The 21,539-nt window shown below is 59.0% G+C and carries 18 protein-coding genes; 10 read left to right on the plus strand and 8 right to left on the minus strand.

Annotation, left to right across the window (positions count from 1 at the left end; all coding sequences use genetic code 11):
• Window positions 1-242 precede the first annotated feature (242 nt).
• Together ACLI1M_RS11440 and ACLI1M_RS11445 are read right to left on the minus strand one after the other, a co-directional pair.
• Window positions 243-1,184, minus strand: coding sequence for a rhodanese-related sulfurtransferase (locus tag ACLI1M_RS11440; protein ID WP_023020146.1), 942 nt, complete (start codon window positions 1,182-1,184; stop codon window positions 243-245).
• Window positions 1,185-1,296: 112 nt separating this feature from the next.
• Entirely contained in the window at window positions 1,297-2,793 is a 1,497-nt protein-coding gene (locus ACLI1M_RS11445; RefSeq protein WP_411706581.1) for a DUF1846 domain-containing protein, read from the minus strand.
• A gap of 127 nt (window positions 2,794-2,920) precedes the next feature.
• Between ACLI1M_RS11445 and ACLI1M_RS11450 the strand changes: the two genes are divergently transcribed.
• Entirely contained in the window at window positions 2,921-3,736 is an 816-nt protein-coding gene (locus ACLI1M_RS11450) for an Fpg/Nei family DNA glycosylase (RefSeq protein WP_023020148.1), read from the plus strand.
• Window positions 3,737-3,754: 18 nt separating this feature from the next.
• Window positions 3,755-5,332, plus strand: coding sequence for a bifunctional ADP-dependent NAD(P)H-hydrate dehydratase/NAD(P)H-hydrate epimerase (locus ACLI1M_RS11455; RefSeq protein ID WP_023020149.1), 1,578 nt, complete (start codon window positions 3,755-3,757; stop codon window positions 5,330-5,332).
• Here the strand turns inward: ACLI1M_RS11455 and ACLI1M_RS11460 are convergent.
• A complete protein-coding gene (locus tag ACLI1M_RS11460) occupies window positions 5,329-5,970 on the minus strand; it encodes an ABC transporter ATP-binding protein (protein ID WP_248100229.1) in 642 nt (213 codons plus the stop codon). The genes ACLI1M_RS11455 and ACLI1M_RS11460 overlap by 4 nt on opposite strands.
• A gap of 1 nt (window position 5,971) precedes the next feature.
• Window positions 5,972-6,955, minus strand: a complete 984-nt coding sequence (locus ACLI1M_RS11465; protein ID WP_248100230.1) for an ABC transporter permease — start codon at window positions 6,953-6,955, stop codon at window positions 5,972-5,974.
• A 153-nt stretch (window positions 6,956-7,108) separates the two neighbouring features.
• Here ACLI1M_RS11465 and ACLI1M_RS11470 point away from each other — a divergent pair, with 153 nt between their 5' ends.
• The 4 genes from ACLI1M_RS11470 (at window position 7,109) to ACLI1M_RS11485 (ending at window position 10,625) form a co-directional block, all read left to right on the plus strand.
• On the plus strand, window positions 7,109-8,209 hold the full coding sequence (locus ACLI1M_RS11470) for a sensor histidine kinase (RefSeq protein WP_248100231.1): 1,101 nt from the start codon (window positions 7,109-7,111) through the stop codon (window positions 8,207-8,209).
• Window positions 8,202-8,819 (plus strand): response regulator, encoded by a 618-nt coding sequence (locus tag ACLI1M_RS11475; protein ID WP_023020153.1) that lies wholly within the window; start codon window positions 8,202-8,204, stop codon window positions 8,817-8,819. Before ACLI1M_RS11470 ends, ACLI1M_RS11475 begins: the two co-directional genes overlap by 8 nt.
• Window positions 8,819-9,793, plus strand: coding sequence for an NAD(P)-binding domain-containing protein (locus ACLI1M_RS11480; protein WP_239206466.1), 975 nt, complete (start codon window positions 8,819-8,821; stop codon window positions 9,791-9,793). Before ACLI1M_RS11475 ends, ACLI1M_RS11480 begins: the two co-directional genes overlap by 1 nt.
• Window positions 9,794-9,875: 82 nt before the next feature.
• Window positions 9,876-10,625 (plus strand): DUF364 domain-containing protein, encoded by a 750-nt coding sequence (locus tag ACLI1M_RS11485; protein ID WP_248100232.1) that lies wholly within the window; start codon window positions 9,876-9,878, stop codon window positions 10,623-10,625.
• On the opposite strand, the gene ACLI1M_RS11490 is transcribed toward ACLI1M_RS11485, so the two are convergent.
• A complete protein-coding gene (locus ACLI1M_RS11490; protein ID WP_316330829.1) occupies window positions 10,622-11,212 on the minus strand; it encodes a VanZ family protein in 591 nt (196 codons plus the stop codon). The genes ACLI1M_RS11485 and ACLI1M_RS11490 overlap by 4 nt on opposite strands.
• Before the next feature lie 78 nt (window positions 11,213-11,290).
• On the opposite strand from ACLI1M_RS11490, the gene ACLI1M_RS11495 reads away from it, so the two are divergent.
• Window positions 11,291-12,265, plus strand: coding sequence for an MDR family oxidoreductase (locus tag ACLI1M_RS11495; protein WP_248100235.1), 975 nt, complete (start codon window positions 11,291-11,293; stop codon window positions 12,263-12,265).
• 63 nt (window positions 12,266-12,328) lie between these two features.
• Here the strand turns inward: ACLI1M_RS11495 and ACLI1M_RS11500 are convergent, their stop codons facing one another.
• On the minus strand, window positions 12,329-12,799 hold the full coding sequence (locus ACLI1M_RS11500) for a MarR family winged helix-turn-helix transcriptional regulator (protein WP_248100237.1): 471 nt from the start codon (window positions 12,797-12,799) through the stop codon (window positions 12,329-12,331).
• Window positions 12,800-13,131: 332 nt separating this feature from the next.
• Here ACLI1M_RS11500 and ACLI1M_RS11505 point away from each other — a divergent pair, with 332 nt between their 5' ends.
• A complete protein-coding gene (locus tag ACLI1M_RS11505; RefSeq protein ID WP_248100239.1) occupies window positions 13,132-13,773 on the plus strand; it encodes a hypothetical protein in 642 nt (213 codons plus the stop codon).
• Here the strand turns inward: ACLI1M_RS11505 and leuS are convergent, their stop codons facing one another.
• Window positions 13,774-16,620 carry a leucine--tRNA ligase gene (leuS, locus tag ACLI1M_RS11510; RefSeq protein WP_248100240.1) on the minus strand — a complete coding sequence of 949 codons (2,847 nt, stop codon included), beginning with the start codon at window positions 16,618-16,620 and terminating at the stop codon, window positions 13,774-13,776.
• A 173-nt stretch (window positions 16,621-16,793) separates the two neighbouring features.
• Between leuS and ACLI1M_RS11515 the strand changes: the two genes are divergently transcribed.
• Both ACLI1M_RS11515 and ACLI1M_RS11520 read left to right on the plus strand, forming a co-directional pair.
• Window positions 16,794-19,367 carry a hypothetical protein gene (locus ACLI1M_RS11515; protein WP_248100242.1) on the plus strand — a complete coding sequence of 858 codons (2,574 nt, stop codon included), beginning with the start codon at window positions 16,794-16,796 and terminating at the stop codon, window positions 19,365-19,367.
• A 10-nt stretch (window positions 19,368-19,377) separates the two neighbouring features.
• A complete protein-coding gene (locus ACLI1M_RS11520) occupies window positions 19,378-20,010 on the plus strand; it encodes an MOSC domain-containing protein (protein WP_248100244.1) in 633 nt (210 codons plus the stop codon).
• Window positions 20,011-20,178: 168 nt separating this feature from the next.
• Here ACLI1M_RS11520 and ACLI1M_RS11525 read toward each other — a convergent pair whose 3' ends face one another.
• Window positions 20,179-21,390 (minus strand): MFS transporter, encoded by a 1,212-nt coding sequence (locus ACLI1M_RS11525; protein WP_411706582.1) that lies wholly within the window; start codon window positions 21,388-21,390, stop codon window positions 20,179-20,181.
• Between the last annotated feature and the right edge of the window lie 149 nt (window positions 21,391-21,539).

The raw sequence follows: 21,539 nt of genomic DNA on the forward strand, positions 1-21,539 counted from the left end.
AGTCAAATGTGAAAACCTTAGGCCCGCCTGCCACCGATGCGTACGATCTTTGCAGCGCAACGGCCAAAGCTGGACCTATAAAAATCAACATACTTGAAAATACTATGCAGCAAGTAAAATGGCAGTAAAATCTTATTAATACTTTGGTTAACACTCAGCCCACGCAAAGACGAAGCAAAGCATCTGCTGGGCGCTGCATCTAGCGATCTCGCGCCTGTTTTAAAGTACCTAGCAATTTCTAATCAAGCCTTGGAATCTTGGTCGACGAATTTTGCTGCTACCTCGGCGCAATCTGGCCGGCCGCAGTGTTGGGTTTCTACGTGCTGGATGCAGTCATCACATATAAGCACCTGCTGGCGGCAGGTATCTTCATTGATGCAATTGTGGAAGGTATTCGTGCCTTTGCCACAGTGCACGCAATGGCCCAGCTGGATAAAGCCTGGGTCCTGGAGTCCTTGGCCAAACTCATGGTGCATGCGCTTATCAAAGACGTACATTGAGCCTTCCCACAGGCCATCATTGCCGTACTTTTCGCCATAGCGCACGATGCCACCATCGATCTGGTAGACCTCTTTGAAACCACGATTCTTCATCAACGAAGACAGGATCTCGCAGCGAATACCGCCGGTGCAATAGGACACCACCGGCTTATCTTTCATCCAGTCGTACTTGCCGGACTCAATTTCTTCGATGAAGTCATGCGTGGTTTTCACATCGGGCACGACGGCATTTTTAAACTTGCCAATCTCTGCCTCCATGGCGTTGCGCCCATCAAAGAAGACGACTTCCTCGCCACGTTCTTCTACTAGTTTATTAACCTCTTCTGGCTTGAGGTGCACGCCGCCCCCGACGACGCCGTTTTCATCCACCTTCAGCTCGCCCGGCGCGCCAAAGGCCACGATTTCATCGCGCACCTTGACCGAAAGGCGCGGGAAGTCATCCGCTCCGCCCTCGGACCACTTGAACTGCATGCGCTTAAAGCCTGGGTATTCCTTGGTCTGGCGGACGTAGCGCTTGCAGGCTTCCATATCGCCACCTACGGTGCCGTTGATGCCGTGCTCAGAGATGAGGATGCGGCCCTTGAGACCCAGGGACTCGCACAGGGTGCGCTGCCACAGCATGATTGCGGTGGGATCTTCGATGGGGGTAAAGCAGTAATACAGGAGAACTTTGCCAATAGTCACGCCCCAATCTTAGGCCCGCAGCTGGGTAGATCCCCAATCTTGTAGTTGTTCTTTATAAGACTGCGGCCCCTCCAGCACGGGCTGAAAGGGCCGACCCTCTACTACGCAGAACCTAGCGCTTCTGGTACAGCGCTTTCTTGCGGGCAAAGACGGGATCAGAGGTCACGAGCACGCCCAAATTGCGGAAGATTCCCTCGTCCACCGAACCCAGGATGGTGGTGGTGTGAACATCGCACCCGGCAAGCTCCTTGATCTGCTCCAGCGCCTTGCGGGCATTATCATCCTTAGCGGCAGACACGGACAGGGCGATGAGCACCTCGTCGGTATGCAGGCGTGGATTCTTGGAACCCAGGTGCTTGGTCTTAAGCGTTTGAATCGGCTCGATGGATTCGGGCGAAAGCAGATGGATATCGTCATCGATGCCCGCCAGGTGCTTCAGCGCGTTGAGCAGCATCGCCGCCGAGCAGCCCAGCAGAGGCGCGGTGCGGCCGGTGATCATGGTGCCGTCGTGCAGCTGCATAGCAGAGGCAGGCTCGCCGGTTTCTTCCGCACGTTGGCGCGCGGGCGCCACCACGGGGCGATCTTCGACCTTGATGCCGGCCTTGGCCATGATGACCGCGGCACGCTCAGATTGTTCGGTCCCCAAGCCAGCGCGGGCCTCTTCCACCTGAGCCTTAAAGTAGCGGCGGATGATTTCTTGCTGGGCGGCGGCGCGGCACACGGCGTCATCAGTAATGCAGAACCCAGCCATGTTCACGCCCATGTCCGTGGGAGACTCATACGGGGTGGTGCCGGTGAGCTTTTCCAACAAGGTGCGCAGCAGCGGGAATGCTTCCACATCGCGGTTATAGTTCACGGTGGATTCACCGTGGGCGGATAAGTGGAAGTGGTCAATAATATTGGAATCGTTGAGATCCACCGTGGCGGCCTCATAGGCCAAGTTCACGGGGTGTTCAAGGGGGAGATTCCAGATAGGGAAAGTTTCAAACTTAGCGTAACCAGCATTATTGCCGCGCTGGTGCTCGTGGTAAACCTGCGAGAGCGCAGTGGCCAGCTTGCCGGAGCCGGGGCCCGGCGCGGTGACAACGACAAGATCGCGGGAGGTTTCCGCAAACTCATTGCGGCCAAAGCCTTCTTCGGACACGATTAGGTCCGTATTGGTGGGGTACCCAGGGATAACGCGGTGTCGGGCCACCTTGAGGCCAAGGCGCTCTGCCTTTTCGATGAAGGCCTCGGCCTGGGAGTTTCCCTCCTCCAGCTGGGTCATGACGATGTTTTCCACCAAGAATCCGCGGCTGCGGAATACATCTACAAGGCGCAGCAGGTCATCTTCGTAGAGGATGCCTAGGTCGGCGCGCACCTTCTGGCGGGAGATGTCCTTGGCATTGATGCAAATGAGGATTTCTACGTCCTCTTTGATGCGCTCCAGCATCGCGATTTTATTGTCCGGGGTGAAACCCGGCAGCACGCGGGAGGCATGCATATCGTCAAAAAGTTTGCCGCCCATCTCCAAATAGAGTTTGCCGCCGATTTCCTCGCGGCGGGTGTGAATGTGCTTTGACTGCAGCTCGATATATTTCTCGCGGTCAAAGCCGATTTTGTGCGTCATGATTTGAAAGCCTTCCCCTGAGTTAAATCATTCCGCATTTCGAGTTTACGCTATTGTCACCTCCCAAATAAGTGGGCTGGTTAGCGGCAGGTTTGGCCGAAAATTCTTCCCGATTAGACTGGCTTCTATGCCTGAAGGTCACGTCATCCACCGCCTAGCCAATAAATTCAACGCGGATTATCGCGGCATGCCGCTGCGCGTGACCAGCCCGCAGGGGCGCTTCGCGGCGGAGGCAGAGATTCTCGATGGCGAGCGCATCGAGCTGGCCGAGACCTACGGTAAGCATCTTTTTGTACACCTCACCGCTCCGGATCCGCGCCATATCCTCTATATTCACTTAGGGCTCATCGGCAAGCTGCGCTTCGAGCCCCGCGAGGAGACCGGCGGACAGATTCGGGTGCGCATTGATAATGGCACCGAGGCCGCCAACCTGCGCGGACCACAGTTTTGCCGCTTGCTTACAGAAGAGGAGTACCGCGCACAACTGGCCAAGGTAGGCCAGGATCCGCTGCGCCCAGACGCCGATGTGGAGGCCTTATGGGCCAAGGTGCACAAATCGCGGCGCAGCATTGGCTCGCTCATGATGGACCAGCATCTCTATGCCGGCGTGGGCAATATCTACCGTGCAGAAACCCTCTTTCGCCATGGCCTCTCCCCTTTCCTGCCTGGCCGCGACGTTTCCCGTGAAACCTTTGACGCCACGTGGACCGACCTAGTGGATCTGATGGAGTACGGGGTGGAACACGGCCGCATCGATACGGTACGGCCCGAGCATTCTCCCGAAGCCATGGGGCGCGAACCGCGTAAAGACGACCATGGCGGGGAGGTATACGTCTACCGCCGCGCCGGTTTGCCCTGCTATGTGTGCGGCACCCCAGTGACGGAAAAGGTCATGGAGGGACGCAACCTATTCTGGTGTCCGACCTGCCAGCCGGCTCCTTAAAGGCCTATTCTGGCGGGCATGCGATATGCCTATAGCGTTGCTGCCGTCCGTGCGGCGGAGCATTCCCTTCTAGCCCAGCAAAACGTTGACGATGAGCTCATGCGCTTGGCCGCGCGCGGCGTAGCAGCCACGGCCGCAGCCATGCTCGGCCCTGGGCGGCGAGTGAGTATCCTCGTCGGCCCAGGCGGCAATGGCGGCGATGGCCTCTACGCTGGCGCTTTCCTGGCGGAAGATGGTTATTCAGTCGAGGCCATCCTCGCGGCGGATAGCGCCCACGAACCCGCACTGCAGGCGTTTACCGCGGCCGGCGGGGCCATTGTGCACAGTCTGGAGGATGCCGATCTGCTTATCGACGCCGTCGCCGGCCTCTCCTCCACCCGCGGCCTTTCCGGTGCCCCGCTCAGCGCCTATGCCGAAGCCAAAAAGCGTGGAGTTCCAGTATTAGCGGTGGATATTCCCTCCGGAATTAACGCCGATACCGGTGTGGCTGCGACCGATGCGGTGGAAGCGGACGTGACCATTAGCTTTGGCTGGGCCCGCGCCGGACACGTCTGTGCCCCAGAATGCGGCGCGGTGGTGCTCTGCGATCTCCTCTTGCCAGGCGCGCCGCGCTCTTTTGCAGAAGAGCTGTCTGCCACCGCAGAACCGGTGGGCCATATCGCCAATGAACCCACCATCCCCTTGCCCTATCAGTGGCCAACCGAGCCGGTACTCACGGGTGACCAAGGCCTGGTTACCGCCCCAAAGCCGGTGGGCTGCACGGGGCCAATTCTGGATCCGACGCCGGGGGCAAAAAGCACCAAGTACACCGGTGGGGTTACCGCGGTATGCGCTGGCAGCACTACCTTTCCCGGCGCGGGCATACTCGCCGCCACGGGCGCGGTGCGGGCCACCCCCTCCATGGTCCGCGTCGTAGGAAATGACTCTGTGGTCGCAAGCCTGCCGGAGGTAGTGCCCCATGCAAGCGCCGAAGAAAAGGTCCATGCTCAAGCCTGGGTAGTAGGCCCAGGGCGAGGCACCGGGCCGAAAGCGGAAGCGGAATTGCGAAGCGTGTTAGCACGCAAGCTTCCTACAGTTATCGATGCGGATGCGCTCACGGTGCTCGCAACAAATGAGGATCTGCGCGAACTTGTGCGCGATCATCCTTGCACGGTTCTTACCCCGCATGCCGGGGAATTTGAGCGGCTCTATACGGCTACGCTTGGCCGCGCACTCGATCTTTCGGAGGGCTTAGGCGTACGCCTACAGGAGCTTGCCGCGTCGCTCGACTGCTTTATCCTGCACAAAGGCCGGATCACCACGGTCACGGCTCCCGGGCAGGAAATTTATGGCATGAACGCGGGGCACTCCTATGCAGCTACCGCCGGATCCGGTGACGTGCTTTCTGGCATCCTCGGCGCCACGCTAGCCCAGCTGAATTTTGCTGAGGTAGATGCGAAGGGGATCATTGCGGAGATTTTGCACGCCGCAGCCATACACCAACACGCTGCCGCTATTGCCGCCCACACCCCAGACGGCTTTGGGATTTGCTCTGCCTCCCAGATTGCCGCGGCGGTGCCTCAAGCAATCGCAAGGTTGCTGGTGATGCGGCGTTAGCTGAGCGCGGAAACTTTTTCCTGCTCGGAAACGTGGCCGTCTTTGACCTCAACCACGCGGTCAGCGAAGGTCAGCAGGGATCGGTCGTGGGTCACCAGCACGGTGGCGGTATTCATCTCCTGGGTAACATCGCGCAAAAGGCGGATGATCTCCTGGGAAAGATGAGAATCGAGCGCAGAGGTGGGCTCATCCGCTAAGAGCAGGTCTGGCTGCTCCATGAGCGCACGGGCAATATTGACCCGCTGGCGCTGGCCGCCAGACATCTGGCCCATGCGGCGGTTTTCCATACCTGCCAGGCCCACAAAATCCAATAGCTCATCGGCGCGCTGTGGGCGCAGCTTGCGGCCAGCGATGTGATCCATAATCAATAGTTGGTCGCGCACATTGAGCGAGGACAGCAAGTTGGCCTGCTGAAAGATGATGGACCGGGTGCCATCTACCTGTACGGAACCAGAATCCGGGGTAATAAGCCCAGCGGCTACGGATAGTAGCGTGGATTTACCAGAACCGGACTCACCCACGATGGCGGTCAGGGTATTGGATTCGGCCTTGAGGGAGGCGTCGGCAAGCGCGGTAGTGGTTGTCTCGCCGTCCTGGTAGGTCACGGTGGCATTGCGAATATCAAGAATGGTGGACATGTTAAGCGTTTCCTCCAAGTGCATCGAGTGGGTTGGCTTTAGCTACGCGGCGGGTAGCGACGAGGGCGCCGGCCATACCGAGGACCCAGATACCAACCGCAGGAACGGCTATGCTGCGCAAAGAGACATCGAAAGGAACGGTGCCGGAGGCGAGCGCGCCGAGCACCCACCCAACGACAGCGCCCAGGATGGTGCCGGCAGCCAAGATGATGGCGGCTTGCGCCAGGGCATCGCGCAGCAGGTAGCGCACGGTGGCGCCGAGCGCGCGCAAAATGGACAGGTCTCGGGTGCGCTGAATGGTCCATACGGTCAAGAAAGCGACGGTGACTAGCGCGGAGATGCCGTACAAGAAACCCTGCATGGTAAGCAGCGAGCCGCGTTCAGACTGATAGCCCGCCAGACCGGTGAAGGACTTGGACACCTTGACGGATCCGGGAACCTCTTGCTTATACAGTGCGGCGGTGCCCACCACGCCCTTCGGGGCGTGGCTAATCTGCTGCCAAGACTCGGTGGAAGCCCATACCACCGCAGAGTGGGAGTACATGGTCTCCGGAACAGTGCCCTCCACCGAGAAATCGGTGCCGCCTAGGGTGACGGTTTCGGCCGCATCGATGGAATCTGGCAGGAGCACGCCCTGCTCTGGGATGGTCTTATCGGTGCCCGGAACCTGGGTGCCGGCTGGCAAGCTGAGGACGGCAACGCCGCCGTGACCCTCCAGCTTGGTCTGCGCCGCGCCGAGGGGAATACCGTCGCTGGCGATATCGCCGGCATGCATCGCGGACTCGCTGAAGGAGGGGTCCTCGGTAGAGAAGGAAATATACGGGTACTCCTTTTCCAGGGACTCCAAAGCGGAAGTATTTTGCTTGGAAAGGCCCTCCGTTAGGCCGGAGAGCATCACCAGCAAAAGGGTGATGAGCGCAACCGTGCCGCCGATAAGCGCGAAGCGGCCGCGCGCTGTGGTGATTTCTCTGATTGCTAGGAACATACTTCTATATTCGCTTTATGCAGGTCAGAAGTAATCGGCCAGCTCGCTGAACCTCTAGTCAACCAAGTGGTTGATTCACTGTCCACCCTTGCGCGGATATCCTGGGTGGTTGTGTTTAAAGGACAGAAATTATGGGTCTATGGTTTACACGCCATGTTCGCGTTTCTGCTGGTCTTCGGCGTAGCGCGTGCCTACGTGGACGGCCGGCTCGATGCCCGCGTTATTGGCTTAGCCATCGCACTCGCCGTGGTGTATGCCGCACAACGCTGGTTGCCCACGTGGCTGTGGCTGGGTGGACTTTGCCTCCTCTGGCTGGGCTTGATGGTCCATGCGCAGGATTTCATGTGGCTGGAGTTCCCGCTTATTTTTGTCTTTCTGCGCGCCTTGCCCACCGTGCCTGGGCTGGTCTCCATCGCCATATTGTGGGCGGCTGCCGCTTTCATCCCCGCCTGGCTACATCCTGAGGGCTGGTCCATCGCGGCGGTGGTAGGACCGCTTATCGGTACCGCCTTTGCGGCCACGGTCTTTTTCATCCAGCGGCGGCTGCAGGCGGAGGCGGCGCACCACAGGGACATCGCTAGGCAGCTGCGCGAAACCCAGGCCGAGCTAGCTGCAAGCGAGCACCAAGCCGGCCGGCTGGAGGAGCGCGAGCGGCTCTCTCGCGAGATTCATGACACCGTCGCACAAGGTCTTAGTTCTATTCTGCTGCTCTCCCGTGCGGCCCGCGGCACCACTGATCCAGCAACCAAAGAGGAGCAGCTGGAAATTATCGAGGAAGTCGCCAGCGAGAATCTGGCCGAGGCCCGCCGCTTTGTCCGGGAGCTCGCCGGCCCCGATGAGCGGCTGGAAACCCAGCTCAATTCCCTGCTATCCCAGATGCGCAGCCGCGTGAAAGCCTTGGGCGAAGATACCACCTTTGAGCTGGTGGTTTCCGGCAGCGGCAAGGTGCCTGCCCAAATCAAAAAGGTCATTGTGCGGGCCGCGCAGGAGGGTCTCAATAACGTCATCAAACACGCCCACGCCTCGCGCGCGGTGGTCACGCTCGGACTTTTCGAAGATGCTGTCACCCTGGACGTTGTTGATAATGGATGCGGCGTAACCGCCTCCCCTAGCAGGGATAATAAGGATCATGGCTTCGGGCTTACCGGCCTGCGCAACCGCGTGGAGAGCGTGGGCGGCACTATGAACCTAGAATCGGGCGAAGGCACCGCCCTGGCCGTCCGTATCCCGCTGAAGGAGCGAAGCAATGGTTAATGTCATGCTGATTGATGATCACCCAGTGGTCCGCGCCGGCCTGCGCGCCATCCTCAATACCTTCTCCGATGTCGAGGTAGTAATGGAGGGCTCCACCGGCGCGGATGTGGATAAGCTTTTTACTGCAGATGCCCCGCAGGTAGACGCTGTAGTCTGCGATATCCAGATGCCCGACGTGGATGGCATCGCAGCCACCAAGCGCGTAGTAGACGCCGGCGGCCCGCCCGTGCTCATCTTGACCACCTATGACACGCAGGCCGATATCCTCGCCGCCGTGGAAGCCGGCGCGATGGGCTACCTGCTCAAGGACTCCCCCGAGCAGGCGTTGCACGAAGCCGTGCTCAATACCGCCGCGCACCGCCGCACCCTAGCGCCGGAGGTTGTGGATCTCCTCGCCCAGCGTGTGGGCCGACCGCAAGAATCGCTGTCCACCCGCGAACTGGAAATCCTCCGGGCGCTATCTAGCGGTTCCTCTAATAAGGAGCTAGCCAAGCAGCTGTTCATTTCCGAGGCCACGGTCAAGACCCACCTCATCCATATTTTCCAAAAGTTGGGCGTGGAAACCCGCACCGCCGCGGTGACCGTGGCACGAGAGAGAAAGCTCATTTGATGCTGGACTGCATAGTCATTGGTGCCGGCCAGGCAGGCCTCGCGGTGGGTTATTACCTGCGCAAGAAGGGCCTAGATTTTGTCCTTCTGGATGCAGAATCCGGTCCTGGCGCAGCCTGGCGCCATACCTGGCCCTCCCTGACGCTTTTTAGCAATGCGGCCTCCTCCAACCTGCCGGGATGGCCCATGCCCCACTACGAGGGCTTTCCACCGGCCAGCCACGTTATTGATTATTTTGCACGCTATGAGCAGCGTTATGAACTGCCCATTCGTCGGCCAGTCACAGTGGATGAGGTGACCCATGACGGCGCGTACTTCCACGTTTATGCGGGGGAAGAGAAACTCACCTCGCGCACGGTCGTAGCGGCAACGGGCACGTGGTCCGCACCTTTTATCCCCTACTACCCCGGCAACTTTGGCGGAAGGCAATGGCATTCCGCCTTCTATCCAGGCCCCGCGGACTTTGCCGAATCTACCGTGGCGGTCGTGGGCGCGGCCAATTCCGGTGCCCAAATCGCGGCCGAGCTCCTACTCTCCGGCGTAGAGACAACCTGGTACACCCGCAGCTCCCCGCGGTGGATGCCCGATGATGTTGATGGTCGAGTCCTGTTTCAGCGCAATCGCGCCCGCCTCAACGCAATGCTGCGCGGCGAACCAGACCCCGGCGCGGATTCGAACCTGGGCGATATCGTGATGGTCCCACCTGTCTTGCGGGCGCGGGATTCCGGGCTCTTGCAGGCCACTCCAATGTTTTCATCCCTCGATGAGGTCAACACAGACCACCTCATCTGGTGTACCGGCTTCCGGCCTGCCCTCCGGCCTATCCGCGGGCTCCTTGATGGTACCTCCCCCACCGTCGACGGTCTCTTCCTCGTAGGCTACGGCACCTGGACCGGACCCGGCTCCGCCACCATTACTGGGGTAAGCCCCTTTGCTAAACAGACTGCGCAAGCCGTTGCGAATATATGTGACTAAAGCTATAGGGTGCTCCCCACCTATTCGACTAAACTGCCTCCTCACAAGCAGTGCCAAACAATAAGGAAAAGCTGGTTTATTCATGTCCGCCTGGGATCTCTACGATGACCTCATCGATGCCATTCCCCGTGACATAGTGGTCTCCCGCGCTGCCCAAAACCCGCGGTGGACCCGCGTTTACACCGAAAGTCCTAGCTGCGGCGTGGCCATGACCATGTCAGCAACCTCCCGCCCCGCCCAGATGAGCGCTGAGTACTCCGGCGTTCCCTTACGTGCCATCGCACAGCTGGCCAAGAGTTGGAATTTCTCAGAGGCGTCCTTCGGCATGGCCGCGCTCAATTCCTATTACGCCACGCCTTCCGTGGCCGATAAACATGGCTTTGCGCTTGCCGACGCCCCCTGGCCCCAAATCTTCGATCCCTTCCGCGAAGCCGTCGCGGGTAAGAAGGTCGCCGTAATTGGCCACTTCCCTTTTGCGCCTAAGGCGCTCAACCAGGCGGCGGATTTTTATATGCTAGAGCGTTCGCTCAATGAGGGCGACTACCCCGATTCCGCCGCCGAGTACATACTGCCCGAGTGCGATTATGTCTTCATTACCGGCTCCGCCTTTGTTAATAAGACCGCGCCCCGCCTGCTCGAGCTCTCCCGCGAGTCCTTCAATGTAGTCTTGGGACCCTCAACGCCTCTGGCCCCTATTCTCCTTCAGGACTACGGGGTATCACAGGTCACCGGCATAGTTCCCACCGACGCCGCCGGTATGTTTGAGTGCCTCGAAGAGGGTTCTTCCCTCGATATGTTTAATTTCGGGCACCGCGTCAGCCTGGGTACTTAGACAATTACTCCGGCCACAATCGCAGCGGCGAGAGCCCCCAAGCCCAATGCGGCAGTCCAGCCGATAGCGCGGACGGCTCGCAGCTGCGCCTGTGCGCTCTTGCGGCTAACTAGGAACGCGCCCAAGGACGCTCCAAGGGTATTGAAAACCACATCGTCGACATCGCTGAAGCCTAGTGAGAATACATATTGGGTAGTTTCGATGCCCAAGCTGAGCGCCATCGCTAGAACGATGGTTCCGCCACGGCCAAAGCGGACGTGGCGCGAATGTTGCCCCATCACTACCAAGCACGCGCCAAGTGGGAAAAAGAGCGCTATATTGCCCAAGGTATTGGTCCACGGTCCCCACCACGGATGAGGGTTATTAAAGCCGTTGAACATTTGCAGATCCAGGCTGCGGCGGGCATGTGCAGAGGCATCGAGCACGCCGGGAATATCAATAAACGGCTTGCCCACTGTAGCTACGGCAATAGCCACCACAACGACCACGCAGGCAACGCCAGCACTGCGCCACAACGTGCGCTTGGCAGGCGCGCCTTGCACCCTTACCTGGTGCGAAGTGCGGGTGGATCCAGTGGTCATCGTCATAACGCCCAAGTTAACAAGCCTGTCTGAAAAATGCCCGGGAGATTCGCTGTCGAATCCCTGCATCACATTTAACGTACGATGGTGAGCATGAGCACGCTACTAGTAACTCGCAACGAAGATAAAACCGTCACGACCTCCTTTGAAGAGGGAGAGTTCCTCAGCGAGGGTGACCTTACCGTTGATGTTTCTTATTCTTCCCTGAATTACAAGGACGCCATGGCAATCGCGGGCGACCGCGGTGTCATGCGCACCAGCCCCTTGGTTCCAGGCATCGACGTGGTCGGCACCGTTGCCGAGTCCAGCGTAGAGCGCCTACCGGTAGGCACCTTGGTTGCCTCCTTCGGTGATGGCCTTGGCGAATTCCGCCACGGCGGCTACACCCCGAAGCAGCGCGTTAACTCCCAGGCCACGGTCGCGCTCCCCGCAGACTTCACCGCTGAGCAGGCAGCCGCTGTCGGTACCGCAGGCTATACCGCTGCACTGTGCGTCAACTCCTTGCGCGGGCTTCCCGACGGCCCCGTTTTGGTCACCGGCGCAACTGGCGGTGTCGGCTCCATCGCCGTGAACCTCCTGTCCAATGCCGGGTACGAGGTCCACGCCATGACCGGCCGTCCCGATGACTATTCCCAGTACCTTCACGAGCTCGGTGCCCACACCATTGTGGACCGCGCCGAGTTCGCCGAGACCGGAAAACCCTTGCAGAAGGCAACCTATGCCGGTGCTGTCGATACCTCCGGCTCCCACGTTTTGGCCAATGTATTGGCTCGCACGGTTTGGGGCGGCACCGTCGCCTCCACCGGTATGGCCGCTGGCCCTGATCTTCCCACCACCGTGTTGCCTTTCATTCTGCGCAACGTACACCTTGCCGGCGTCAATTCCGTAGACGCCCCACTGCACTACCGCCAGAACGCTTGGCAGCTCTTGGCCCGCAAGCTAGACCGTTCCATTCTTGAGTCCCTGACCACAACGATTCCACTTTCGGACGTGGTCGAGGAATCCAAGTCCCTTCTAGAGGGCACCCACCACGGACGCACCGTCCTCAAGATTTCCTAGGCCGCGCCCTAGCTAAAATTCCCCGGCACCCGCCGTCATGGCGGGTGCCTTTTGCATACGCGGTTAGGCTTCAGAAGCGAACTCTCCAGCGCCCTGCTCATCAATCCCACGCAACAACTTCCGAGAAATTTCCCCCAAAGTTTGTAGGTCTTCGTCACTAAGGGTGCTCACCACGATTTCATCAACTGCGGCGGTGTGGCGCGCTATTGCCGCACCGAAGGCGACACTTCCCTTTTCCGTCACAGTGACTTCAATGGCTCGAGGCCCAAGTTCCGGCGCTTCCCGCCTGGAGACTAATTTTCGTGATTCCATGCGCACCAGCTGTCGATGCAGGCGCGATTTTTCCCATCGTAGTTCCGTCCCCAATTCGTGCGGACGAGTATAAATTTTGCGGCGGCGATGCAACACCGCCAAGACCGCATAGTCCGCCTCGCTTAGACTAGAGTCTCTCTGCAACTGTGCAGAAAGTCGCGCATGCAGCACCTCTTGCATAGTGACAAAATCTCCCCATGCCGCACTCTGCTCCACACGCATGGCTATCCTCCTTCGATTGCCGTTATTTAACAGCTTAAACAGCGCAGTTGATCTAGCAACCCGTTAGGCGATCGGGAGTTGATACAACAACTCCTACTACTTTAATACGGCGGGCGTATAGCGCGTCAACAATTTAATGACCCTACATCTTTAGGGACAAAATCATATTTACTTTGCTTTTGGAACATTATTGGCGGGGTTATGCAAATGTTTAATCCGTTATGTTATTGGCGCAAAAATTAAATAGTTAAACAAAAAGTCTTAGTAGCGATCCGTCCGCTGGAACAAACGGCGTCTCGGGAGAAGCGACCGAAGTGTTTAAAATGGCGAGCATGGATAAGCTATTTAGCACATGTGGTTTCGATCTAATGGATATTGAAGAGCTCATCGCAGAGCTACCCACGAGCCGCGAAATATGGGATGCACCTGGATTTGATCGAGTCCTTTTTCACGCAGATCCGTCCGACATGGCGGTCACCGCGATGGAGTACGAAGGGGAGTGGGCCGCAGTTCCTTCGTATCGGGGAGGGGAACAGGCCCTGGGAACGATTTATCGCGCAACTCCCTATATCGGCATTGTGGAAACGGGGGATTTACGGTTCGCAGCACTGGCGGATGCACCCTTTGCCCTGCCAGCGGGAAACCCCGTCGGAGGCGAAAAGCTAGAGGGACAGGTCCAGCCGGCGGTTGTGGCCTTGCGGTACGAGGTGGGGGAGCCAGAGGAATTTTCTTTGAATTCTCCTGCTACCGAGCGCTTTTATAGGAACTTAAAGCCCAGCATGCTCAACCCGCAGGTAGAGGTGGCGGGAACCATCGGGGGCATCGCCAAGCACAGCAATGAGCTGGGCATGGGGGAGTTTTGGGTATGCGACCTCGACGGCCTGCCGCTCATTGTGAACGAGAAACTGGAGGTCGGCCAGGGAATCCGGGCACACGGCATAGCGCTGTGTGCCACGGAGTTTTGGGAGGAGTAACTACTTGACGACGAGGTTGACCATGCGGCCCGGCACGTAGATCTTCTTCACTACGTTCTTTCCACTAGTCAGTTCGGCGATCTTGGCATCGGCCAGAACAACCTCGAAGACCGCCTCCTGGTCGGCATCGGCAGCTACGTTGATGCGGGCCTTTACCTTGCCGTTGATCTGTACGGGCACCTCGATTTCATCATCTACCAGGTACTTTTCCTCAAAGGCGGGGAAGGGCTGATAGGTAATGGTCTCGTCGTGGCCAAAGCGCTGCCACAGTTCTTCCGCGATATGCGGGGCGATGGGGGAGACCAACTGGGCGATTGGTTCCACGGCGGCGCGCGGTGCCTCGGTGCGATAGGTTTTGGTCAGGTAGTTGACGTACTCGATGAGCTTGGCCACCACGGTATTAAGCCGCAGGTTCTCATAATCATCGCGCACGCCCGCGATGGTGCGGTGCAGCTGCTTGAGATCATCCTCGCTCAAATTGGCGTCGGTAGTGGCCAGCTCTCCGGTGTCCTCATTGACGGCAAGGCGCCACAGGCGCTGCAGGAAGCGCTGGGAGCCGACGACGTCCTTGGTAGCCCACGGGCGGGAGGTGTCCAACGGACCCATGGACATTTCATACACACGCAGGGTATCGGCACCAAAGTCGCGGCAGATATCGTCCGGAGCTACAGCATTCTTCAGGGACTTGCCCATCTTGCCGTATTCCTGATTGACCTCTTCTCCGTTGTAGTAGAACTTGCCGTCCTTTTCTTCTACCTCAGCAGCTGGCACGTACACGCCGCGGGAATCGGTGTAGGCATAGGCCTGGATATACCCCTGGTTGTACAGGCGACGGTAGGGCTCTTGAGAGCTGACAAATCCCAGGTCAAAGAGCACCTTATGCCAGAAGCGGGAGTAAAGCAGGTGCAATACGGCGTGCTCGACACCGCCGACATAAAGGTCGACACCGCCCGGATCCTGTGGACCATGCTGGTCCGGTCGCGGGCCCGTCCAATAACGCTCGTTTTCGATATCGCAGAATGCCTCATCGTTGCGGGGATCGATGTAGCGCAGTTGGTACCAGGAAGAACCTGCCCACTGCGGCATTACGTTGGTATCGCGGAAGTAGGTCTGCGGGCCGTCACCCAAATCAAGTTCTACCTCGACCCAGTCGCGCACCTTAGCTAGCGGGGGTTGTGGTTCGGAATCCTTATCCTCTGGATCAAAAGAAACCGGCTTATAATCTTCTACCTCTGGAAGCTCCACTGGCAGCATGGATTCTGGCAGGGCGTGGGCAAAGCCATCTTTGTCATAGACGATGGGGAAGGGTTCGCCCCAGTAGCGCTGGCGGGCGAAGAGCCAATCCCGCAGCTTATACTGCACCTTTTCCCGGCCAGAGCCGTCCTTTTCCAGCCATTCAATGGCCTTGGCAATAGCCTCGGCCTTATTCAGACCGTTGAGATCTAGGCCCTTGTCATTGGCAGAATTAACCAGGGCACCGTCCTCGGTCCAGGCTTCTTCGTCCAAGTTGCCGCCAGAAACAACCTCCGTAATGGGCAGGCCGAAGGTCTTGGCAAACTCGTAGTCACGGGTATCGTGCGCTGGAACTGCCATGATGGCGCCGGTGCCGTAGCCGGTCAGCACGTAGTCGGCGATAAAGATCGGGACCTTTTTGCCAGAAACCGGATTGGTGGCATAGGTACCCAGGAAGACGCCGGTCTTTTCCTTGTTTTCCTGCCGCTCTAGATCAGACTTGGCGGCAATATCGGTGCGGTAGGACTCCACGGCCTCCTTGGGATCATCGTGACCGTAGGTCCAACGCTCGTCTACGTCATCGTCATAAGGGATGGGGGAGAGGAGGGCATCGACAAGCTCATGCTCTGGGGCCAGCACCACGTACTCGGCGCCGAAAAGCGTATCCGGTCGAGTGGTAAAGACCTCGATCTCATAGCCCTCAGCGGGGAAGGAGACCTCCGCGCCGCGGGAACGCCCAATCCAATTGCGCTGCATGGACTTGACCTTCTCCGGCCAATCCAAAAGCTCTAGATCATCGAGCAGACGATCGGAATAGGCGGTAATGCGCATCATCCACTGGGACAAATTCTTGCGAAATACGGGGAAGTTGCCGCGCTCGGACTTGCCCTCTGCGGTGACCTCCTCGTTTGCCAGCACGGTACCCAAGCCTGGGCACCAGTTCACCGTGGAATTAGACAGGTAGACCAAGCGGAATTCATCGATAGCCGCGGCCTTTTCCTCTTCGGTGAGGTCCTCGTAGCAGCGGCCGTCCTTGGTAGTGCGCTTATTGGCCTCTAGTTCCTCGATGAGCTCCGCAATGGGGCGAGCCTTTTGCTGCTCCTCATCGAACCAGGAGTTATAAATCTGCAGGAAAATCCACTGCGTCCACTTGAAAAACTCCGGATCCGTAGATTCTACGGAGCGGCGCGGATCGTGGCCGAGTCCCAACATGCCCAACTGGCGGCGCATGTTTTCAATATTCGCCTCGGTGGTGGTCCGTGGGTGCGTACCGGTCTGGATGGCGTACTGCTCGGCCGGCAGGCCGAAGGCATCGTAGCCCAAAGTGTGCAGCACGTTCTTGCCCAGCATGCGGTTATAGCGAGCATAGGTATCGGTGGCGATATAACCCAGCGGGTGTCCCACGTGCAGGCCCGCACCGGAGGGATAGGGGAACATATCCTGCACATTGAGCTTTTCCTTAGGCAGCTCGCCCGCATCGGAGGCGAGCTCGCCTACCGGGTTCGGGGCGTTGAAAGTGCCATTGTCTTTCCAGTACTGCTGCCAGGTTTTCTCGATCTGGTTCGCCAGCTCCGGGGTATAGCGGTACGAGGTGGAATCGCTCTGGGTATTCATAATCACACAGTGTAATAGCCGCGTGCCGGTGCGGTGTAGTTCGCTGCCCGTTCCGCGTCCTGCTGGGCACGCGCACCCAAAATCTCCGCTGGACTCACCCCCGGCTTTCGGGTCATTTCCCCCGCTCGCAGCCAAAATGCAGATCTGCATGAAAATGATCTAGGCTGGGGTAAATGAGCCAGGAGAAGTTTCGCAGCCAGCTTTCATCTTTTGCAGACGCAGCGGTATTTCAGGGGATTCCGCACCTGCGCCTCTCCCCAGCTACCCACACTCTGGAGCTGTACCTACCAGCCTTAACCGCAGGTTATGAGCCAGAGGATCCCCAGTGGACCGTGTCCGCTCAGCTGCTCGACGACAGCGAGGACACTCGTAAGTTCTACTACGTGGAGGGCGAGGAGCCTGGGCTATGGATCAGCATGCCCCACCCCTTTAGCCACCTGAGCGTCTCCTTTGAGGAGCACACCTTGGAATTCGCCGGCGTGGCCAATGGCGGCTTAGTGCTGGATTCCACCCATCGTCCGGTCGATACCACCGCAGCGATGCCTAAAGGCTCATATACCTGCATCGCCCCTGCTGGCACGGAATTCACCAAGGCTAAGGCCGGCGAAGCTCGCCCACACGGCGCCTGGGAGGGTTGGTCCATCTTCCCGTTAGAGGTGAGCCAATCCTTCACGGTGGAGGCACCACAACAGGAGCCCGCCACCATCAAGGTGTCTGGCAGCCCTGACTTTGCCTGGGATATGGCCGTCAAGTCGCTGCCCAATGCCCACGGGCTAGATGGCGAGCTGGTCTATACCCAGTCACCGCGCGTCATCGCGAACACAGAGCTCAGCATGGAATTGACCTATGTCCCCATCGGTGGGGAAGAAGAGGCCGTGCTGGAGGATGAGCTACCGGAGGGCATCCACGAGGTGCTCCCGGCAGATGCCTTCGAAGATCCCTGGGTAGGTCGTTACCGCTTTAGCTTGTACAAGGATGAGGAACTGGTGGATATCCAGTACCTTAACTTCGCGGAAACACTGCATATGCGCGCCAAAAACGAGGGCCCGCGCGGCACTAACTTCCGCTTCATCGACGCCCTAGGCAATCTTTCACCGTTTAGCTACGCCTTGGCCTCTGCGCCGAGCAAGCCCATCCAGATGGAAAATGGCCAGCGCGTCTTTGGTGAGGACGAGAGCGTGCGCGAGGAGACCATCGGCAGCGAGGCCGGCTATGAGCTGACCTTCCAGGTGGAACCGGCGACGATTCGTACCCGGGTCAAGCGCACCGCGGCCGAACCAGTCGATTACCTCGATAAACAAGTCATCCTGGCAGATCAGCTCGATGCCGATGCCCTCTTTACCATCCACTCGCCGGAGCCTCTGCCACTAGCGAAGTTCGTGGTTATTGATAAAAACCAAAAGATCAGGGACCTCGTCACCGCCAATGGCTCTACGGAGGCGGCTACCAGCCTATCCGTGCCAAACCGGGCGCTGAAGTCTGCGCTGACAAAAAAGACCTCGCTGGAGCTTTATCTCTTGTGGTCCACGCTCTCCTATGAGGCGTACCTCGAGGGTCTGCCAGAAAAGGAGCGCGCAGCGCACCAAAAGCGCAGCTTTGACCGGCGCGTTATGGAATATGAAGCCACGGCGGCCAGCGACCTCATCTATGCCGCCATCGCCACCGTGCGCAAAGCTCCGTTGGTCTCCCGCGCCACCATCGAGGATGGCATCCTCGTCCCCGAGCAGCCACACGAGGAAGAGGTGGAGCTGCTGGCATGGGCTTGGCCACTGGGCAATCCCGCAGGCGAGCCGCTGCCACTAGAGCCCACCGAGGAAGGCTTCGAGCTGCCCGAGGAGCTGCTGGACGCCGGCCACCTCATCGTGGACTTCCGCGAGGATGAGCCGGCCAGCGACTTGGCCGCGCCGCAGTACCCGCCGGCGAGCGCGCTCATCATCTTCCAGGATGGTGAAACCGCAAACACCGAGGGTATGTGGCCCACCTACGCGGCTATGCGCCGCCTAGCGCCCAAGGCCAAGGAAACTTTCGAGGCGATCATCAAGGACATTGAGGCCGATCCGCGTGCCAGCATGGATGCCCTCATGGCGGCGGATTTTGAGCCGGGTCAGCGCATGCGCGCCTTTGTCCGCACCGGCTTGGTCTCCCGCAATTTCCGCCGCGAGGAGCCGGCCGAAAAGCCTTCCTCACTGCTGGCCGCGCTTGCCGACGCCGCCCATGACTACATCGAAGCCCACGGCTCCGCCGCGCTCGCGCGCGTGCCATCCACCGGCGTCGACGATGTCACCCGCCCAATGCTGCTGATGAGCGCCACGGGTGAGGCGCCCACACCATCGACGGCCAGCGATCAGCTCTGCGACGATGCTCACCGCATCGCTGCACTGCGCGAGTGCTTTGCCAACGACCTCGCGCTCACCCGCCTGGGCACCATCTCCAACCTGCGCAGCACCGCCATGCAGCTGCGGGTAACGCTGCAGCAGCTAGGTGTGGATAAGTCCGTACTGCACACCTTGCTCGCGCTCGATGCCTTTGGTGATGGCAATTCGGAGCTCGGCGATTCCGCCTGGATGCCGTTTATCTCCTACGTCTTTGCCATCACGGCGCGCGGCATGGCCAATGGCAAGCTGGCCGACCCCGCTTTCGCCGCTGCGCTTGACGGCGCCCTCCCGCAGCTAGCTGAAGCAGTCTCCCTCGCGCCGCAGCTGTTTTACCGCGATATTCTCACCGCGGAGGCGCTCACGCTCAGCTAGTGTGGCAGGCATGCAGGTCATTTCCACCAATGTCGCCGTCCGCCGGCCAGACCCGAGCGGGCGGCACGAGTTTTCGGGCATCGACAAGCAACCGCAACCTTTCATCGATGTGGCCGCGCCCGGCCCCCATTATGGCGATGGTTCCGGCGTGCACGGCGATATAATTGGTGACACCCAACATCATGGCGGCAATGATAAAGCCATCTACGCCTACGCCCGCGAAGAGTTGAACTACTGGCAATCCGAGCTTTCCCGCCCGCTGGCGTCTGGCTGCTTTGGTGAAAACCTCACCACCCAAGGCGTTGACCTGTCCGCTCTACTCATTAACCAACGCCTAAGAATCGGCACCGCTGTACTTGAGGTATCCGTTCCCCGCCAACCCTGTTCCACTTTTGCCGGCTGGCTAGGGGAGCGCGGGTGGCTCAAGCGTTGGACCGCCCGTGGCGATTGCGGTACTTATCTGCGCATTATTTCCCCCGGCCGCATCCAACCCGGCGACAGCATCACAATAGATGCGCCACCCAACCATGACATCACTATGCGCATCACCTTTGCCGCCAAAATGGGCAACCGTACCCTTGCCCAGCGCGTAATCGAGGCTGGCTGCTTGCCCCCTCACCAGAACAACAGTCTGCGCGCCTAGCCCTACACCCTGGACTCTTATTCGGCGAGTTTTCCGTTCCTGCGCTGCGCGCGACCCCCAGCCTCCGGACCCTCAAACTACAACCGCACGGTCTACCTAAAGCGAAAGCACACCAACCTCGGTGGCTGGTGTGCTTTTAATGCTTCAGGCTAACAGGGGAGTGCCGTGTTACTTACCTTCGTCGAAGTGTAGATGGTGCCCCTTGGCCTTGGGGAAGCGACCGTGCACAAAGAAGTAGTAGATGGCTGCGATGACTACGAGGGCCGCAAGGATGAGGTACATGGTGTCAAAGCCGGTTGCCCCAACAATGGGGCCTAGGCCGAACGGAGCCAGGCCAATGCCTAGGTCCATCAGGAGGAACATGGTGGAGATGCCCGCGCCCATCTGTGCGGCGGGTACCGAGCGCACAGAGATAGCCTGGCAGGCGGGGCTGAGGGTACCGAAACCTAGGCCGGTGCAGGCGCCTGCAACCACCAGCATGACGTCGTTGGTGGGGAAGCCCATGAGGAGCAGGGCGATAACAAAGGCTGCCAGGCCGAGGTACATCACGGCGTTATCGCCCTTGTGGTCTTGGATGCGGCCCAAAACAAAGCGCATGATAAGCATGGTTACTGCGTAACCAATAAAGAACAGACCTGCACCGGTAACAAGGTCTTCCTTGCGCGCATAAGCGTTGAGATAGGTGACCACACCGGAGTAGGCGATTCCGACCAGCAACATAAACAGACCGATGGGAACCACGTTGGGGTGCACTGCATTGCGCAGCGTAAAGGCCGGCTTCTCGGCAGAAACCTCAGCTGGGTAGCGCAGCACCAAGGCCAGGACCAAAGACACGACATTAGCGCCTAGCGCTACAGCAAAGAGCGTGTTGTAGCCAATGTTATTAGCCAAGAAGAGGCCGAGTGCTGGGCCGAAGGCCGTTGCCAAGGTAGTACCGAGGGCGAAGTAGCCAGTACCCTCCGCGCGGCGCTCGTGCGGAATGACGGACTGTGCCACCGCCATAAGCGCGGTGGAGGTCAAAGCGTAACCCGTGCCGTGCAGGAAACGGACAATGATAAGAACGGCGACGTTCTGTGCAAAAAAATACGCCACAGCAACAACTGTGACGAAGACTAGAGAGGTCAGCGCGGCCTTCTTGTGGCCTACGCGGTCCACGAGCCAGCCCGAGAATACGCGCACACACGTCGCGCCCAGAACAAAGGCGCTGGAGGCAAAACCACCCACGGTATCCGATGCCCCGAAGCTCTCTACCGCGTAGAGGGCCATGGTGGTCACGGACAGGTAGAAGACCAAAAACTGACAGAAATTAGCCACCCACGCGAGAACGAACGTGGGTGTAATCAGCTGCGGCTTAGCCGCTGCAGATTCAGTAGACGTCATATACTCACTCCAAATAACAAAAAGAAAATTCCCTCTCCACGAGCAGGCCATGAGGCCACGCTGCGCAGTCGAAGGAAATACGAATTAAATTATACGGAGAGGAACTATACGCCCCTCAAGCTTCAATGGTTAATCAAAAGGCTCTCTTG

Source organism: Corynebacterium sp. LaCa54, assembly GCF_046717495.1.
Classification (GTDB): Bacteria; Actinomycetota; Actinomycetes; order Mycobacteriales; family Mycobacteriaceae; genus Corynebacterium; species Corynebacterium kefirresidentii.

Excerpts from the sequence above, each read along its gene's own strand:
- ACLI1M_RS11445 (WP_411706581.1), bottom strand. The coding sequence starts at position 2,793 with ATGACGCACAAAATCGGCTTTGACCGCGAGAAATATATCGAGCTGCAG.
- ACLI1M_RS11450 (WP_023020148.1), top strand. The coding sequence starts at position 2,921 with ATGCCTGAAGGTCACGTCATCCACCGCCTAGCCAATAAATTCAACGCG.
- ACLI1M_RS11455 (WP_023020149.1), top strand. The coding sequence starts at position 3,755 with ATGCGATATGCCTATAGCGTTGCTGCCGTCCGTGCGGCGGAGCATTCC.
- ACLI1M_RS11460 (WP_248100229.1), bottom strand. The coding sequence starts at position 5,970 with ATGTCCACCATTCTTGATATTCGCAATGCCACCGTGACCTACCAGGAC.
- ACLI1M_RS11465 (WP_248100230.1), bottom strand. The coding sequence starts at position 6,955 with ATGTTCCTAGCAATCAGAGAAATCACCACAGCGCGCGGCCGCTTCGCG.
- ACLI1M_RS11470 (WP_248100231.1), top strand. The coding sequence starts at position 7,109 with ATGTTCGCGTTTCTGCTGGTCTTCGGCGTAGCGCGTGCCTACGTGGAC.
- ACLI1M_RS11475 (WP_023020153.1), top strand. The coding sequence starts at position 8,202 with ATGGTTAATGTCATGCTGATTGATGATCACCCAGTGGTCCGCGCCGGC.
- ACLI1M_RS11480 (WP_239206466.1), top strand. The coding sequence starts at position 8,819 with ATGCTGGACTGCATAGTCATTGGTGCCGGCCAGGCAGGCCTCGCGGTG.
- ACLI1M_RS11485 (WP_248100232.1), top strand. The coding sequence starts at position 9,876 with ATGTCCGCCTGGGATCTCTACGATGACCTCATCGATGCCATTCCCCGT.
- ACLI1M_RS11490 (WP_316330829.1), bottom strand. The coding sequence starts at position 11,212 with ATGACGATGACCACTGGATCCACCCGCACTTCGCACCAGGTAAGGGTG.
- ACLI1M_RS11495 (WP_248100235.1), top strand. The coding sequence starts at position 11,291 with ATGGTGAGCATGAGCACGCTACTAGTAACTCGCAACGAAGATAAAACC.
- ACLI1M_RS11500 (WP_248100237.1), bottom strand. The coding sequence starts at position 12,799 with ATGCGTGTGGAGCAGAGTGCGGCATGGGGAGATTTTGTCACTATGCAA.
- ACLI1M_RS11505 (WP_248100239.1), top strand. The coding sequence starts at position 13,132 with ATGGATAAGCTATTTAGCACATGTGGTTTCGATCTAATGGATATTGAA.
- leuS (WP_248100240.1), bottom strand. The coding sequence starts at position 16,620 with ATGAATACCCAGAGCGATTCCACCTCGTACCGCTATACCCCGGAGCTG.
- ACLI1M_RS11515 (WP_248100242.1), top strand. The coding sequence starts at position 16,794 with ATGAGCCAGGAGAAGTTTCGCAGCCAGCTTTCATCTTTTGCAGACGCA.
- ACLI1M_RS11520 (WP_248100244.1), top strand. The coding sequence starts at position 19,378 with ATGCAGGTCATTTCCACCAATGTCGCCGTCCGCCGGCCAGACCCGAGC.
- ACLI1M_RS11525 (WP_411706582.1), bottom strand. The coding sequence starts at position 21,390 with ATGACGTCTACTGAATCTGCAGCGGCTAAGCCGCAGCTGATTACACCC.